The organism is Paucibacter sp. JuS9 (assembly GCF_044043925.2).
Classification (GTDB): Bacteria; Pseudomonadota; Gammaproteobacteria; order Burkholderiales; family Burkholderiaceae_C; genus JAUASW01.
This window is the reverse complement of the sequence record NZ_CP194172.1, coordinates 3,236,699-3,252,415: the sequence shown is the minus strand read 5'-3', so window position 1 is coordinate 3,252,415 and position 15,717 is coordinate 3,236,699. Positions and strand designations below refer to the sequence as shown.

The 15,717-nt window shown below is 64.1% G+C and carries 16 protein-coding genes and 1 tRNA gene; 7 read left to right on the top strand and 10 right to left on the bottom strand.

The window, feature by feature from the left end; genetic code table 11:
- Positions 1 to 33: 33 nt before the first annotated feature.
- The gene (zwf, locus tag ABT392_RS14525; protein ID WP_334278066.1) at positions 34 to 1,479 is read right to left on the bottom strand and encodes a glucose-6-phosphate dehydrogenase; all 1,446 of its coding nucleotides are present in this window, start codon (positions 1,477 to 1,479) and stop codon (positions 34 to 36) included.
- Positions 1,480 to 1,646: 167 nt separating this feature from the next.
- Here zwf and tal point away from each other — a divergent pair, with 167 nt between their 5' ends.
- Genes tal through ABT392_RS14510 form a run of 3 tightly spaced genes read left to right on the top strand, consistent with a single transcriptional unit; the run spans position 1,647 to position 4,830 of the window.
- Complete coding sequence (gene tal, locus ABT392_RS14520) at positions 1,647 to 2,594, top strand: transaldolase (RefSeq protein ID WP_334278065.1); 948 nt, start codon at positions 1,647 to 1,649, stop codon at positions 2,592 to 2,594.
- A 2-nt stretch (positions 2,595 to 2,596) separates the two neighbouring features.
- The gene (pgi, locus tag ABT392_RS14515) at positions 2,597 to 4,207 is read left to right on the top strand and encodes a glucose-6-phosphate isomerase (RefSeq protein WP_334278064.1); all 1,611 of its coding nucleotides are present in this window, start codon (positions 2,597 to 2,599) and stop codon (positions 4,205 to 4,207) included.
- A gap of 2 nt (positions 4,208 to 4,209) precedes the next feature.
- A complete protein-coding gene (locus ABT392_RS14510; RefSeq protein ID WP_334278453.1) occupies positions 4,210 to 4,830 on the top strand; it encodes an HAD family hydrolase in 621 nt (206 codons plus the stop codon).
- Here the strand turns inward: ABT392_RS14510 and ABT392_RS14505 are convergent.
- The 8 genes from ABT392_RS14505 to ispB all read right to left on the bottom strand — a co-directional run bounded on the left by ABT392_RS14505 (position 4,819) and on the right by ispB (position 11,763).
- Positions 4,819 to 5,013: a DNA gyrase inhibitor YacG gene (locus ABT392_RS14505; protein ID WP_334278063.1), complete on the bottom strand. Its 195-nt coding sequence runs from the start codon at positions 5,011 to 5,013 to the stop codon at positions 4,819 to 4,821. The genes ABT392_RS14510 and ABT392_RS14505 overlap by 12 nt on opposite strands.
- Positions 5,010 to 5,765: a cell division protein ZapD gene (zapD, locus tag ABT392_RS14500; RefSeq protein WP_334278062.1), complete on the bottom strand. Its 756-nt coding sequence runs from the start codon at positions 5,763 to 5,765 to the stop codon at positions 5,010 to 5,012. The genes ABT392_RS14505 and zapD overlap by 4 nt, the downstream gene beginning before the upstream one ends.
- 76 nt (positions 5,766 to 5,841) lie before the next feature.
- Positions 5,842 to 6,435 (bottom strand): dephospho-CoA kinase, encoded by a 594-nt coding sequence (gene coaE, locus ABT392_RS14495; protein ID WP_334278061.1) that lies wholly within the window; start codon positions 6,433 to 6,435, stop codon positions 5,842 to 5,844.
- Between the two features lie 29 nt (positions 6,436 to 6,464).
- Positions 6,465 to 7,397, bottom strand: a complete 933-nt coding sequence (locus tag ABT392_RS14490; protein WP_334278060.1) for a prepilin peptidase — start codon at positions 7,395 to 7,397, stop codon at positions 6,465 to 6,467.
- Positions 7,397 to 8,620: a type II secretion system F family protein gene (locus ABT392_RS14485; protein WP_334278059.1), complete on the bottom strand. Its 1,224-nt coding sequence runs from the start codon at positions 8,618 to 8,620 to the stop codon at positions 7,397 to 7,399. Before ABT392_RS14485 ends, ABT392_RS14490 begins: the two co-directional genes overlap by 1 nt.
- A 50-nt stretch (positions 8,621 to 8,670) precedes the next feature.
- Positions 8,671 to 10,395, bottom strand: coding sequence for a type IV-A pilus assembly ATPase PilB (pilB, locus tag ABT392_RS14480; protein ID WP_334278058.1), 1,725 nt, complete (start codon positions 10,393 to 10,395; stop codon positions 8,671 to 8,673).
- A gap of 289 nt (positions 10,396 to 10,684) precedes the next feature.
- Positions 10,685 to 10,761, bottom strand: a tRNA-Pro gene (locus ABT392_RS14475).
- 72 nt (positions 10,762 to 10,833) lie between these two features.
- Positions 10,834 to 11,763: an octaprenyl diphosphate synthase gene (ispB, locus tag ABT392_RS14470; protein ID WP_334278057.1), complete on the bottom strand. Its 930-nt coding sequence runs from the start codon at positions 11,761 to 11,763 to the stop codon at positions 10,834 to 10,836.
- A 307-nt stretch (positions 11,764 to 12,070) separates the two neighbouring features.
- Here ispB and rplU point away from each other — a divergent pair, with 307 nt between their 5' ends.
- The 4 genes from rplU to proB all read left to right on the top strand — a co-directional run bounded on the left by rplU (position 12,071) and on the right by proB (position 15,045).
- Complete coding sequence (gene rplU / locus ABT392_RS14465; RefSeq protein ID WP_282823985.1) at positions 12,071 to 12,382, top strand: 50S ribosomal protein L21; 312 nt, start codon at positions 12,071 to 12,073, stop codon at positions 12,380 to 12,382.
- Positions 12,383 to 12,428: 46 nt separating this feature from the next.
- On the top strand, positions 12,429 to 12,686 hold the full coding sequence (gene rpmA / locus ABT392_RS14460; protein WP_282823984.1) for a 50S ribosomal protein L27: 258 nt from the start codon (positions 12,429 to 12,431) through the stop codon (positions 12,684 to 12,686).
- Between the two features lie 161 nt (positions 12,687 to 12,847).
- Positions 12,848 to 13,924 carry an Obg family GTPase CgtA gene (cgtA, locus tag ABT392_RS14455; protein ID WP_334278055.1) on the top strand — a complete coding sequence of 359 codons (1,077 nt, stop codon included), beginning with the start codon at positions 12,848 to 12,850 and terminating at the stop codon, positions 13,922 to 13,924.
- Positions 13,924 to 15,045 carry a glutamate 5-kinase gene (gene proB, locus ABT392_RS14450; RefSeq protein WP_334278054.1) on the top strand — a complete coding sequence of 374 codons (1,122 nt, stop codon included), beginning with the start codon at positions 13,924 to 13,926 and terminating at the stop codon, positions 15,043 to 15,045. Before cgtA ends, proB begins: the two co-directional genes overlap by 1 nt.
- A gap of 28 nt (positions 15,046 to 15,073) precedes the next feature.
- Here the strand turns inward: proB and ABT392_RS14445 are convergent, their stop codons facing one another.
- Positions 15,074 to 15,688 (bottom strand): RNA pyrophosphohydrolase, encoded by a 615-nt coding sequence (locus ABT392_RS14445; protein ID WP_334278053.1) that lies wholly within the window; start codon positions 15,686 to 15,688, stop codon positions 15,074 to 15,076.
- Positions 15,689 to 15,717: the final 29 nt, after the last annotated feature.

Genomic DNA, 15,717 nt, shown 5'->3' with positions numbered 1-15,717 from the left:
TGCAGCCCGTCTTGGGGCGGCCCTGCGCCGGGCTCACGACTCTTCCGCCCACGAATTGCCATCGCGTGCCACCAGCGCGCTGGCGGCGGCCGGGCCCCACGAGCCGGCGTTGTAGGTGCGCGGCCCGTTGGTGTCGTGCTTCCAGGCTTCCAGGATCGGCTCGACCCATCGCCAGGCCTGCTCCTGCTCGTCACTGCGCACGAACAGGTTCAGGCGGCCGGCAATGGCGTCCAGCAAGAGCCGCTCATATGCACCGACGCGGGCGCTGCCAAAGGCCTTGTCGAAGTCCAGGTCCAGCGACACCGGCGCCAGCGACTCGCCATGCGCGCCGCCCTTGGCCGCCAGCAATTGCAGCTCCAGGCCGTCTTCCGGCTGCAGCTTGATCACCAGGCGATTGGGCTGGTTGGTGCCCGGGAAAATCGGATGCGGCACCGGGCGGAAATTGACGACGATCTGGGCGTCGCGGGCCGCCAGGCGTTTGCCGGTGCGCAGGTAGAAGGGCACGCCGGCCCAGCGCCAGTTCTGCACCTCGGTGCGCAGCGCGACAAAGGTTTCGCAGGGGCTGTCTTCGGGGATCTTGGCTTCGTCCAGGTAGCCGACCACGGCCTTGCCATCGACATTGCCGGCCCGGTACTGGCCACGCACCACATCGCGCGCCACCGACTCGGCGGTGAAGGGCTTCAGCGAGCGCAGGACCTTGAGCTTCTCATCGCGGATTGCATCGGCGTCGTTCGTTGCCGGCGGTTCCATGGCGATCATGGTCAGCAGTTGCAGCGCATGGTTCTGGATCATGTCGCGCAGCGCGCCGGTGCCGTCATAGAACGGGCCGCGGGTGCCGACGCCCAGGCCTTCGGCCAGCGTGATCTGGATGTTGGCGATGCTCTCGCGGTGCCACAGCGGCTCGAACAGTGCATTGCCGAAGCGCAGCGCCATCAGGTTCTGCACCGAGGGCTTGCCGAGGTAGTGGTCGATGCGAAAGGCCTGCGATTCGGCGAACACCGAGCGCACCACCTTGTTGATTTCCTGCGCGCTGGCCAGGTCGTGGCCCAGCGGCTTTTCTAGCACCACGCGCACGCGGGGCTCATTCAGGCCGGCGGCGCCGAGCTGCTCGCAGATCTGCGTGAACAGGTGCGGGCTGGTGGCCAGATAGAGCACCACGGTGTCTGCCTGGCGCTCACCCAGCCATTCCTTCAGGCGCTGGTAATGCTCGGGCTGCGACAGGTCCATGCGGCGGTAGTGCACCAGGGCCGCGAACTTCTCGAACTCTTCATCATTCGGGCGCTTGGGGCCTTCGACCTCACGAAAGCGCTCTTTCAGCCACTCGCGGTAACGCTCGTCGGGCATCTCGTCGCGGGCCACCGCGAGGATGCGGCCACCGGCCGGAAGCTTGCCGTGTCGGAAGGCCTGAAACAGGGCTGGCATCAGCTTTCTCCAGGTGAGATCGCCAGTACCGCCGAAGAAAACGAGATCGAATGACATGCGTGCTGCCACCTGCAGGGTGGTCCTTGGAAAGTACGCCTAAAAAGTTCTCTTGATGTAACGAAGTTACGGGAATTATGATGCCCGAGTTTCTTGCAAGGGTCAATCCGGACCGCTGGGGCGGTTCTAATCGGGGTTTATCTCTGCAGCTAGCGCAAAGCACCGCCATGAACCAGCTCGACCAACTCAAGGCCCTCACCACCGTCGTCGCCGACACCGGCAACTTCCTGCAGCTGGCGCAGTTCGCGCCTCGCGATGCGACGACCAATCCTTCGCTGATCCTGAAGGCCGTGCAGTCGCCCGACTATGCCCCGCTCCTGAAGGGCACCGTGGCTGCACACAAGGGCAAGGCGCTGGACCAGATCGTCGATGAAGTGCTGGTGCGCTTCGGCCTTGAAATCCTGAAGGTCGTGCCGGGCCGCGTGTCGACCGAAGTCGATGCCCGTCTGAGCTTTGACAAGGCTGCCACCGTGGCCCGCGCCAAGCGCATCATGGCCCTGTACGAAGCCGCCGGCATCGGCCGCGAGCGCGTGCTGATCAAGATCGCCTCGACCTGGGAGGGCATCCAGGCCGCCGCGGAGCTGGAGCGCGAAGGCATCCGCTGCAACCTGACCTTGCTCTTCGCTTTCTGCCAGGCCGTGGCCTGCGGCGCAGCCGGCGTGCAACTGATCTCGCCTTTCGTGGGCCGCATCTACGACTGGTACAAGAAGTCGGCCGGTGCCGCCTGGAACGAAGCCGAGCAAGCCGGCGCGAACGACCCCGGTGTCAAGTCGGTGGCGCAGATCTATGCCTACTACAAGAAGCACGGCATCAAGACCGAGGTGATGGGCGCGAGCTTCCGCAACGTCGGCCAGATCCAGGCGCTGGCTGGTTGCGACCTGCTGACCATCAGCCCCGACCTGCTGGCCCAGCTGCAAGCAAGCGATGCGCCGCTGACCCGCGCCCTCGACGCCGAGGCCGCCCGCAAGGCCGACATCGCCGCAGTTTCCTACGATGAAGCGGGTTTCCGCTTTGCCCTCAACCAGGACGCCATGGCCACAGAAAAGCTGGCCGAAGGCATCCGCGCTTTCGCCGTCGATTCGGCCAAGCTCGACCAGATGATTGCGAGTTCCTGACGATGAAGTTCCCGCGTTGTGACCAGAGCCCGGCTTGGGGCGCCCTGCAAGCTCATTACGAAGCCGCCGGCCGCAGCTTTGATTTGCGCCAGGCCTTCGCGACCGAGCCGGATCGCTTTGCCGACTGGTCACTGCGCTCGCCCGAGGTCTTTGCCGACCTGTCCAAGAACCGCATCGACGCCGCCGCGCTGAAGCTGCTCTTGCAACTGGCACAGGACTGCGGGCTTGAGTCACAACGCGAGGCGATGTTTGCCGGCGAGGCCATCAACCATACCGAAGGCCGCGCGGTCCTGCACACGGCGCTGCGCGCGCCGGCAGGCAGTGGCTTGCACGGTGCGGAGGTGCAGGCGTCGCTCGAGCGCATGCTGGCATTCGCCGACAGCGTGCCGGCTGCCGGCTTCACCGACGTGGTCCACATCGGCATCGGCGGCAGCGACCTCGGCCCGGCCATGGTGGTGCAGGCGCTGCAGGCCTATGGCCGGCCCGGCATCAAGCTGCATTTCGTGTCGAACGTAGACGGGCATGACCTGGCCCCGGTGCTGCAGGCGCTGAATCCGGCGAGCACGCTCTTCGTCATTGCCTCCAAGACCTTCACGACGCAAGAGACCCTGGCCAACGCGCTGGCGGCCAAGGCATGGTTCCAGGCGGCGGGCGGTACCGACATCGCGAAGCACTTCGTCGCCACCAGCAGCAACACGCAGGCGGCCGGCGCATTCGGCATCACGACGACCTTCGGTTTCTGGGACTGGGTCGGCGGCCGCTATTCCTTGTGGTCGGTGATCGGCCTGCCGATTGCAATTGCCATCGGCGGTGAGAATTTCCGGGCCTTGCTGGCTGGCGCAAACGCGATGGACGAGCATTTCCGCTCGGCACCGCTCGCGCAGAACCTGCCGGTGCTGCTGGCGCTGATCGACATCTGGTACCGCAACTTCCACGGCTTCACGAGCCGCAGCGTCGCGCCTTATCACCAGGGCCTGAAGCGCCTGCCGGCCTATCTGCAGCAGCTCGAGATGGAGAGCAATGGCAAGGGTGTGGACCGCGAGGGGCAGGCCTTGCCATATGCCACCAGCCCGGTCGTCTGGGGCGAAGCAGGTACGAACGGCCAGCATGCCTATTTCCAGATGCTGCACCAGGGCACGGACGTGATTCCAGTCGAGTTCATCGCCGTGAAGACGCCGCGCTTTGGTGTCAGCGGCGAGCTGCTGGAACGTCTCAACGACCAGCACCAGAAGCTGCTGGCCAATTGCCTGGCGCAGTCGCAGGCGCTGATGCAGGGCAAGTCGGTGGAGGAGGCGCTTGGTGAGAAGGCGCCGACAGCCTCAGCTTCGCTCGACGCGCAGACAGTGGCCCGCCACCGCAGCTTCCCTGGCAATCGCCCCAGCACGACCTTCGTGCTTGATGAACTGAGCCCGCGCTCGCTCGGCGCCTTGGTTGCCCTGTATGAACATCGCGTGTTCGTGAGCGGCGCGCTCTGGGGCATCAACAGCTTCGACCAATGGGGCGTGGAGCTCGGCAAGGCGCTGTGCTCGGCCTTGCTGCCGCGCCTTGTGTCAGGGGATGTAGCGGGCCTGGACGGCTCGACAGCCGGCCTCCTGAAGCATCTCAAGGCTTGAGCGTGGCCAACGTCGTCTTTGACTTCGGCGGCGTGCTGTTCCGCTGGCATCCGCCGAGTTTTCTGGCGCGCGTCTGGCCTGAGCGCGTGCCCAATCTGGAAGCCGGCGCTGCGGTCGCGGCGCAGTTCTTCGAGAACTATGGCGGCGACTGGGGCGCGTTTGATCAGGGTCTGATCGACGAATCGACGGTGGTTGATCGTGTCAGCGCGCGCACCGGCTGGCCGCGCGAGGATGTGCAGCAGGTGGTCGATTCAGTGCCGCAAGAGCTGCAATTGCAGGCAGGCACGGTCTCGTTGATCGAAGACTTGAAGAGGGCGGGTCATCGCCTGTTCTTCCTCTCCAACATGCCCGAACCGCTGGCCGATCATCTGGAGCAACTGCATCCGCTGAATGACTGGTTCGAGAGCGGTGTGTTCTCGGGCCGGGTCAAACATTCCAAGCCGCGGGCCGCGGTGTTCGAGCTGGCGGTCACGCGTTTCGGCGTGCCGGCCGAGTCACTGCTGCTGCTGGACGATCACCCCGTGAACATCGAAGCGGCCAGAGCCTGTGGCTGGCAGGCCGAGCTGTTCACCGGCGCGGCCGCCGCGCGAGCAGCGCTGCAGGCCAGGGGCCTACTGCTCTAGGTCCTGCTCGTCAGTTGGCGGGCTGGCTTCCACCCGGAAGCCTTCGCTGGCCCAAGCGCCGAGGTCGATCTGGCGGCAGCGCTCCGAGCAGAACGGGCGCCAGATGTTGCTGGGCGCGAAGAGGCTGTCGCCCGCACAGGTCGGGCAGCGCACGATGCGCTGCTTGTTCACCGGCTCACTCATGAACAAAGCGTCAGCTCGAAACTGGCGTCCTGTTGCGAAGGCCGCAGGCGACCCTCTTCGTCCTGGCGCATCAAGCGCACCGAGACCATCAGCCGATGGCCGCTGATTTCGGGCACGAGGCCGAGGCTGGGGTCGATCTTCAGGCGAAGCAAGTGATAGGTGCGGCCAGCGCCCAGGCTTTGCTGGAACTGCCCGCCTTGCGCTGCCACCTTGTGCGGCGAACCCGAATCGCGCAGCAGGCCCAGCAGCACGTTGAGGCCTTCGGCCAGCGGCATCAGCGACTGCGTCCAGGTCATCAAGTCCTTGCGACGACGCGCCGGCAGGAACTGCTGCCAGGTGTAGTAGGCCGGCAGGTCGAACTCGCAGGTGCCGCCGGGAATGGAGATGCGGCTGCGAATGCTCATCAGCCATTCATTGGCCGTCAGGGCCTGGCCGGCCTTGCCGGCGAGCTGGTTGATGCCGGCAAAGGCGTGGTCGATCCGTGCAATGACTTCGTCCAGCGCCACCTCGGCAATGGCCGGGTTGCCGCGATAGCTGTTGAGCTGGGCCTTGTGGCGCTCCAGTTCCTTCAGCAGGTCGGACTTGAGGTCTGCACGCGAAGCCACGTCCATGATCTCGAAGATCGTGGCCAGCGCGAAGTGATGGTCCAGTGGCGTTTCGCGCGGGATCAACTGCCCCAGGCGGTCGAACAGGTGTTCCAGACGCAGCATCGTACGGATGCTCTCGTTGAACGGGTATTCGTATAGGACCAAGGGGGCCATTCCTCAACAGCTGCGTTGCGGCAAACGGGGTGCTGCGCGCGATGGGCCCGATTGTTTCATAACATCTTCAGGCTTCCCGCCGCCAATGCGCGGCCAGGCCTTCGATTTGCTGCTGCAAACGCTCCAGAGACAGCCCTTCGTTGTAGATCACGGCGTCGGCCGCCGCCCGGCGGCGTGCGCGGCTGGCCTGCTGGGCGATCACGGCTTCGACCGCCGCGCGCTCCCAGCCTGAGCGTTTCATCACACGGTCGACTTGCGTCGACAGCTTGCAGTCGACCACCAGCACGCGTTCGACCTTGCGGCGCCAGCGACCGGACTCGACCAGCAAGGGCACGTCGAAGACGATGAAGTCGCTGGTCGATGCCTGTGCGCGGACTTCGGTTTCAATGCCAATCAAGGGGTGGAGGATGGACTCCAGGCGCTGGCGTGCACCGGGCTCGGCGAAGGCCAGCTCACGCATGCGCAGGCGGTCCAGTGCGCCGTCGGCAGCCTGCATGGAGGCTCCGAACTCGGCCACGATAAGTGGCATGGCCGCGCCGCCGGCCAGCGTCAATTCACGGGCGATGGCGTCGCTGTCGATGACGGTGGCACCGAGTGCCTGCCAGCAACGTGAGACGGTGCTCTTGCCGCTCCCGATGCCGCCGGTCAGGCCGATTCGCATGGCTTGCCCGGCACCACGCGGGCCGGGCATCAGACCCAGCCCAGCCAGCCCAGCACGCGCTCTGAGCCCGCGAACAGCACAACGAAGCCGCCGCCCGCGAGGAAGGGGCCGAAGGGCACGTAGCGCCCTTCACGTAGGGCGCTGGACATCTTCATGCCGATGCCGACCATGGCACCGATCACCGAAGCCCCCAGCACGATGGGCAGGACCATCTTCCAGCCCAGCCAGGCGCCCAGCGCGGCCAGCAGCTTGAAGTCGCCATAGCCCATGCCTTCCTTGCCGGTGGCCAGCTTGAATACCCAGTACACCGACCAGAGCGAGAGATAGCCCACGAGCGCGCCCGCCAGGGCCTCATGCATTGGCACAAGAGTCAAGCCCAGGTGCGAAGCCAGCAAGCCGGCCCACAGCAGCGGCTGGTTGAGCGAGTCGGGAAGCAGGGTGGTGTCCCAGTCGATGGCGGCGAGTGCCAGCAGGGTGGCCGCGAAGGCGCACCACAGCAGGGTGGTGGGTTGGGCGCCAAAGCGCCAGGACAGGGCGGCAAACATCAGGCCCGTCGTCAGCTCGATCAGTGGATAGCGCTTGGAGATCGGCGCCTTGCACTTGGCGCAGCGGCCGCCCAGGCGCAGCCAGCCGAGCAAGGGCACGTTCTCGTGCCAGGCCAATTGGTGTCCGCAATGCGGGCAGCGAGAGCGGGGCTTTGACAGCGTCAGCGCCGGCAGCGCTTCAAGCTTCTTGACGAGGGCAGAAGCCGCGCTGGCCAACTTGTCGGCTTCTGGCTTGCCGAGCGCGGCAATCTTCTGGACCGGCTCGGACTCGGCCAGCTGCGCCGCGGCGTCGCCGAACCACTGCCGCTCCATCATCAGGGGCAGGCGATGGATGACGACGTTGAGAAAGCTGCCGATGCAAAGGCCCAGGACGAAAAGGGCGGCCGGTGAGAGGAGCCAGGCGTAATCTGCAATCATCAAACCACCTGACCGAGCTTGAAGATTGGCAGGTACATGGAGACCACGATGCCGCCGATGATGGTGCCCAGGAAGACGATGATGATGGGCTCCATCAGGCTGGACAGTGCCTTGACCGCTTCATCCACTTCGTCTTCATAGAACTCGGCCGACTTGGACAGCATGTGGTCCAGCGAACCCGACTCTTCACCGATGGCGGCCATCTGCAGCACCATGGTCGGAAAGATGCCGGTCGACTGCATGGAAGTCGTCAGTGCCGCGCCGGTCGAGACGTCGCGTTGAATCTTCTCGGTGGCTTCGCTGAACACCGCATTGCCCGAGGCGCCACCCACTGAGTCGAGCGCTTCCACCAGCGGAACGCCGGCTGCAAACATCGTGGACAGCGTGCGCGTCCAGCGCGCCACGGCCGACTTGTAGAGCAGGTCGCCGAAGACAGGGATCTTGAGCATCAGGCGGTCCATGGCCTTCTGCATCTTCTCCGAGCGTTTCCAGGTCTGCATGAAGAAGTAGCCGCCGCCGCCGATGCTGCCAAAGATCAGCCACCAGTAGCCGACGAAGAACTTGGACAGCGCGATGATGAACAGCGTGGGCGCTGGCAGGTCGGCGCCGAAGGACTTGAACACGTCTTCGAACGCCGGCACGACGAAGATCATGATCACGGCGACCACGATGAAGGCCACCACACCCACCGCAATCGGGTAGGTCAGTGCCGACTTGATCTTGTTCTTCAGGGCGACCGTCTTTTCCTGGTACATCGCCAGGCGGTCCAGCAGCGCTTCCAGGATACCGCCCGACTCACCAGCCTCGACCAGGTTGCAGTAGAGCGCGTCGAAGTACATCGGATGCTTGCGGAACGATGAGGACAGGCTGGTGCCGGTCTCGACGTCCTGGCGGATCTCGTTCAGCAGACGCGTCAGGCGAGGGTTGGTGCTGCCGCGGGCGACGATGTCGAAGGACTGCAGAAGTGGCACACCGGCTCGCATCATCGTGGCCAGCTGGCGGGTGAAGACGGCAATGTCCTTCTGCTTGATCGCCTTGCCACCGCTGGCGCGGCGCTTCTTGACCTTGCTGACCAGGATGCCCTGCCGACGCAGCGTGGCGCTGACCATGGCTTCGCCGCCGGCACGGAGTTCGCCGCGGACGATCTTGCCATTGCGGTCCTTGCCCTCCCACTCGAAGACGAAGTCCTTGACCTTGGCTGCTGCCGATGCACTAGTTGCCATAGTTACTCCTGGGCGGGGGCCCTGGCAGGCGGCGGATGCGCGCCTGCGATTTATTCATTGGTGGCCGCGAGCACTTCTTCCAGCGTGGTCACGCCGGCACGCACCTTGACCAGGCCCGACTTGCGCAAGTCGCGCACGCCCTCGCTCTCCGCCTGGACGGCGATGTCGATGGCCGTGCCCTGGGTCAGGATGATGCGTTGGATGGGCTCGGTCACCGGCATCACTTGGTAAATGCCTACCCGCCCACGGTAACCGTTGTTGCAACTTCCGCAACCGACGGCGCGGTACGGCCGCCAACTGCCATCCAGATCTTCTTCGGCGTAGCCGGCGCGTATCAGCGCGTCGCGCGGATAGTCAGCCGGTGTCTTGCAGTTCTCGCACAGGCGGCGCGTCAGACGCTGCGCCGTGATCAGCAGCACGCTGGAGGCGATGTTGAACGGGGCCACGCCCATGTTCATCAGGCGGGTCAGCGTGGTGGGAGCGTCATTGGTGTGCAGCGTCGACATGACCATGTGGCCGGTCTGCGCAGCCTTGATGGCGATGTCGGCCGTTTCGAGGTCGCGGATTTCGCCGACCATGATGATGTCCGGATCCTGGCGCAGGAATGACTTCAGCGCGGCAGAGAAGGTCAGGCCTGCCTTGTCGTTGACATTGACCTGGTTGATGCCGGGCAAGTTGATTTCGGCAGGATCCTCGACGGTGGAGATGTTCACGCCGGGCTGGTTGAGGATGTTCAGGCAGGTATAGAGCGAGACGGTCTTGCCCGACCCGGTCGGGCCGGTCACCAGCACCATGCCATAGGGCCTGAAGATGCAGGCGAGCAACCGGTCCTTCTCGATCTTCTCGTAGCCCAGGGCCTCGATGCCCAGCTTGGCGGAAGACGGATCGAGAATCCGGATCACGATCTTCTCGCCGAACAGCGTCGGCAGGGTGCTGACCCGGAAGTCGATCGCCTTGGCGCCGAACTTGAGCTTCATCCGGCCGTCTTGCGGCACGCGGCGCTCGGCAATGTCCAGGCGCGAAATGACCTTGATGCGGGAGGACAGCTTGTCCTTGATGGCGATCGGCGGCTGGGTGATTTCGCGCAGCTCGCCGTCCACGCGGAAGCGGACGCGGTAGTGGTACTCGTAGGGTTCGAAGTGCAGGTCGGATGCGCGCAGATTGATCGCGTCGATCAGCATCTTCTGCAGGAAGCGCACGACCGGTGCGTCTTCGACGTCGGTGGCGATGTCGGCCGCTTCCTGCTGCGCCGCAGGGTCTTCCTCAGCGACATCGAACTCAAAGTCGCCGCCGGCAATCGACTCCAGCTGCTCGCTGGCGCTCGACCCTGAGCCTTGCAGCATCTTGCTGAGCTTGTCGTGCTCGATGATGACCCACTCGGGCGAGAGCTGGGTGGCGAACTTGATGCGCTCAACGACTTCCTGATCGGTCGGGTCGGCGCCGCCAATGAAGAGCCGGTTGCCGCGGCGGCCCAGTACCACCACCTGGTACTGGTGCGCCAGCTTGGCTTCGATGATGTTCTGCGGCAGCCGCTGGGCGTCCACCGCGTTCAGGTCCATGACCGGCAGTGCCAGCGCGTGCGACAGCGTGTGCGCCAGATCGACCGCCGAAAGCGCAGAGGCGGCCATCAGCGCGTTGACGAAGCTGATCTTCTTCTCACGGGCCTGGCGAACCAGGTCTTCGGCGGTCTTGGCCGGCAGCTTGCCGGCGTGGACGAGCACGCGCGCGACCCCTGAAAGGGAGGAATGGGTCGACTCGGCCAAAGTGATGTCCACGTGCAAGCGCTTGCTAGGCGGGAAACAACCCGCATGTTCAATGAAAGCGGGTCATCATGACCCATCGATTTCACACTGTAAACCGAGCTTTTTCCCGGGTGCGACGCCTGGGTGTGACAGTGTGCGCACAAGCCTGTGCCTTGTCGTGCAGATGCGACTACCGCGGGCCAGGCCCTTGGAGGGCGTGCCTGGTCGTTCGAATTGGGTCGGACTGAGACAGAACAGTGGGAGCGAGTGGGCCAGGCGGCGCGCGGGCGCCGGAGCCAAAGTCAGTGATTTGAAGAGATGTTGGTCGGGGTGAGAGGATTCGAACCTCCGGCCTCTACGTCCCGAACGTAGCGCTCTACCAGGCTAAGCTACACCCCGATTTACAAAGCATGACCGCCTGGAGAAGGCATCAAGCTTTCAATCTCTTCAATCAAGCGTCTTCATGGAAGATCAAGAAGTTCGCTCAACTGACTGAATTGCGAATTCTAGCAGAGATTCGCGCCACTTATTGAGAGGCAGTGCATTTATTGCGTCACGCGCCTTCTGGGCTTCGGCGCGTGCGGCCAGGCGGGTGGCTTCAATCGCTCCGGTGCCACGAACGATCTGCACGATCTCGCCGAGTCGCTCGACTTCGCCATGCTCGATGGCGTGGCGGATCAGCTGGCGCTGTTCAGCGTTCCCGCGTTCCATGGCGATCAGCAGCGGCAACGTGGGCTTGCCTTCGCGCAGGTCGTCGCCAACGTTCTTGCCGAGCTCATGTGAATCGCCTTCGTAGTCCAGCAGATCGTCGATAAGTTGGAAGGCGGTGCCCAGGCTGCGACCATAGGCTGCGCAGGCTTCTTCGATCTCGGGGTTTGCATCCGCCAGCACGGCGCCCAGCCGCGCGCTGGCCTCGAACAGCTTGGCGGTCTTGTAGCGAATCACGCGCAGATAGCTTTCCACCGACACGTCGGGGTCGTGCATATTCATCAGCTGCAGGACCTCGCCTTCGGCGATCACATTGGTCGCTTCGGCCAGCACCTCCAGCACGCGCATCCGGTCAACCGACACCATCATCTGGAAGGCGCGCGAGTAAAGGAAGTCACCGACCAGCACGCTTGCCGCATTGCCGAACAGCGCATTGGCCGTGGCCTTGCCGCGCCGCAGGGAGGACTCGTCGACGACGTCGTCGTGCAGAAGGGTCGCGGTGTGAATGAATTCAACGACCGCGGCCAGCTCGAAGCGGGCGTTTTCCTGATAGCCCAGTGCATTCGCGAACAGCAGCACCAGCTTGGGCCGCATGCGCTTGCCGCCCGCGTGGACGATGTAGCTGCCGATCTGGTTGATCAGCGCCACGTCCGACTTGAGTCGCCGGGCAATGACGGCATCAACCTCGAGCATTTCTGCGCTCAACGCGGCGAGGACCTCGGCGACAGGGGAAAGGGGCGAGGCTGACGCGGCTTGCACTCTTTGCTCTCAATGAAATGAAGTCGAGATTATAGAAACAGCTTTCCATCAGCCCTGTGCCCTTGGTCAAGCAGGCCGAGGCAGCGATGTGCCGCTTTCACAGGGTTTGCCCTTGTTTTGCGAAACTGCTACACTCGCGGGCTCTGCGCTCGATGAAGGGCGTTGAGAGGGTCTCGTGCCGAGGCCGCCGACTTCGATTGGCAGGGTAGCGGCACGGGCGATTAATGTTGAAAGGGCTGATATGTACGCGGTCATAAAAACCGGCGGCAAGCAATACAAAGTTGCTGCTGGCGAAAAGATCAAGATAGAACAGATTGCTGCGGATGTTGGCCAAGAGATTGTGATCGACCAAGTTCTCGCCGTCGGTAGCGGCGCGGATCTGAAGATTGGCACTCCCTTGGTTGCTGGTGCAAGCATTACCGCCACGGTTGTGGCTCACGGTAGGCACGACAAAGTGCGCATCTTCAAGCTGCGCCGTCGTAAGCACTACAAGAAGAGTCAAGGCCATCGCCAGAACTTCACCGAGCTGCAAATCAGCGCGGTGAACGCCTAAGCGAAACGCCCCGTCTTCTTCGCCAACAGTTTCAAGGAGCTAATCCATGGCACAGAAAAAGGGCGGCGGTTCCACACGGAACGGCCGCGACTCCAAACCCAAGATGCTGGGCGTCAAGGCCTTCGGTGGCCAGCTGATCTCGGCAGGTTCGATCATCGTGCGTCAGCGCGGTACCAAGTTCCACGCAGGCACCAATGTCGGCATGGGCAAGGACCACACGCTGTTCGCGCTGGTTGACGGCCAAGTGTCGTTCGCCATCAAGGGTGAAAAGAACCGTCAGACGGTTTTCGTCACGCCGGCCTGAATCTCCAAGATTCAGCGGGCATGATGCGGTGGCAGCAGCCGGCCGCATCGTGAAGCAAGAGCCCCGGCATCGTCCGGGGCTTTGTTTTTTACGGCTGCGTCGAGCCTGGCCTTTTTGAAGGTCTGGCTTACCATGGCCCATCGGGCTCGAAAAGCAAGCGTATGAAGTTCGTCGACGAAGCCACCATCGACATCGTGGCCGGCAATGGTGGTGCCGGCTGTGCCAGTTTCCGGCGCGAAAAGTTCATTCCCTTCGGTGGTCCCGACGGCGGTGACGGCGGCCGGGGCGGCAGTGTCTATGCGATGGCCGACCTGAACCTCAATACCCTGATCGACTACCGCTATGCGCGTCGCCATGAGGCTCGCAACGGCGAGGCCGGCCGCGGTTCCGACCAGTTCGGCGCTGCCGCTGAAGACATCGTGCTGCGCATGCCGGTGGGTACCATCATCCGCGACGTCGAAACCGAACAGATCATTGCAGAGCTGCTCGAGCCGGATGTGAAGGTGCTGCTGCTCAAGGGCGGCGACGGCGGCTTCGGCAATCTGCATTTCAAGACCAGCACCAACCGCGCCCCGCGTCAGAAGACGCCCGGCTGGCCTGGCGAAGCCAAGAAGGTCAAGCTGGAGCTGCGTGTCCTGGCCGACGTCGGTCTGCTCGGTCAGCCCAATGCCGGCAAGTCCACGCTGATCACGGCCGTCTCGAACGCCCGTCCCAAGATTGCCGACTATCCGTTCACGACGCTGCACCCGAACCTGGGCGTGGTGCGCGTGGCGCCAGAGAAGAGCTTTGTGGTCGCCGACATTCCCGGCCTGATCGAAGGTGCCTCCGAAGGCGCAGGCCTTGGCCATCAATTCCTGCGCCACCTGCAGCGCACGCGGTTGCTGCTGCATGTGGTCGACCTGGCGCCGTTCGATCCCGAGGTGGATCCGGTCGCCGAAGCCAAGGCCATCGTGGCCGAGCTGAAGAAGTACGACCAGGAGCTCTACGACAAACCGCGCTGGCTGGTGCTGAACAAGCTGGACATGGTGCCGGCAGAAGAACGTGCGGCGCGCGTCAAGGACTTCGTCAAGCGCTACAAGTGGAAGGGCCCGGTCTTCGAGATCTCGGCGCTGACACGCGAAGGCTGCCAGCCGCTGATCCACGCGATCTACGAGCATGTGGCCGCCGCGCAATACCGCCATGTCGAGCCAGACGTCCGCTTTGCCGCTCCGGAGGGCGGTGATCAAGGGGCGGTCTGATGGCAGCCTCGGTGTTGAAAGACGCGCGCCGCATCGTCGTCAAGGTCGGCTCCAGCCTGGTCACCAATGAGGGCCGCGGCGTCGATGCCGAGGCCATTGCCAACTGGTGCCGACAACTGGCCCAGCTGGCCAGCGAGGGGCGCGAGCTGGTGATGGTATCCAGTGGCGCCATCGCCGAAGGCATGAAGCGCCTGGGTTGGGCCACTCGGCCGAAAGAGGTTCATGAGCTGCAAGCCGCAGCGGCCGTCGGGCAGATGGGCCTGGCCCAGATGTATGAGACCAAGCTGCGCGAGCAGGGCATGGGCAGCGCGCAAGTGCTGCTCACCCATGCCGACCTGGCCGACCGTGAGCGCTACCTGAACGCGCGTTCTACGCTGCTCACGCTCCTGCAGCACCGCGTGCTGCCGGTCATCAATGAGAATGACACCGTCGTCAACGACGAAATCAAGTTCGGTGACAACGACACGCTAGGCGCCCTGGTCGCCAATCTCGTTGAAGCCGATGCCCTGGTCATCCTGACCGACCAGAAGGGCCTGTATTCGGCCGACCCGCGGAAGGATCCAAGCGCCCGCTTCATCGACGAGGCCATTGCCGGCACACCGGAGCTGGAGCAGATGGCCGGTGGTGCGGGCTCATCGCTGGGCCGCGGCGGCATGATCACCAAGATCCTGGCTGCCAAGCGAGCGGCCGGCAGCGGCGCTTCTACCGTGATCGCCTGGGGGCGTGAGCCCGATGTCCTGCTGCGGCTTGCCGCGGGCGAGGCCATCGGCACGGCGCTGCTTGCCAGCACGCAGAAGCTGGCGGCTCGCAAGCAGTGGATGGTCGATCACCTGCAGATGCGTGGTGCGGTTACCGTGGACGCGGGTGCGGCAGCCAAGCTGCAAGGCGAGGGCAAGAGTCTCTTGCCTATCGGGGTTGTCGATGTTCAGGGCGAGTTCCATCGCGGCGACGTGATCGCCGTGCGCGATGCGTCGGGCCATGAGCTGGCTCGCGGCCTGACGAACTACTCCAGCGCCGAGGCCCGCCTGATAGCGCGCAAACCATCGAGCGAGTTCGAGCGGGTGCTCGGCTATGCAGCCGAGCCAGAGCTGATTCACAAGAACAACCTGGTCCTTGCCTAGCCAGGACCGGCCTTTGGCGCGCGAGCCCCTAAGGCTTCAAGTCATCCGTGGCCGGCGCCACCGCTTGCTCATTGCCGCCCAGCGGCATGGCCGCGCTGTCCGACTCACGCGGGCCAGCTTCGCGATGCTGCGGCCTCATGCCTGAGCGCAGATAGCGGTTGTGATGGTTGATGCGCGGCAGGTAGCGCGCGAGTTCGGTCAGCGCCATCTCATAGACGCCGCGTTTGAACTCGATCACGGCTTCCAGCGGCACCCAGTATTCGTTCCAACGCCACGCATCGAACTCGGGGTGGTCGGTGGCGCGCAGATTCATGTCGCTGTCGCGACCGGTCATCTGCAGCAGGAACCAGATCTGCTTCTGGCCGCGGTAGTGGCCGCGTGCGTCGCGCCGGATGAAGTGCTCAGGCACCTCGTAGCGCAGCCAGTCGCGGGTACGCGCAATGATGCGCACGTGCTCGTCGGTGAGCCCCACCTCTTCGTGGAGCTCGCGGTACATCGCCTGCTCGGGCGTCTCGCCGTACTTGATGCCCCCTTGCGGGAACTGCCAGGAATGCGTCCGGATGCGTTTGCCCCAGAACACTTCGTTCCTGTGGTTGAGCAGGATGATGCCGACGTTGGGGCGGAAGCCTTCACGGTCGAGCATAATCAACCTCAAATCTATAGTTGGATCGA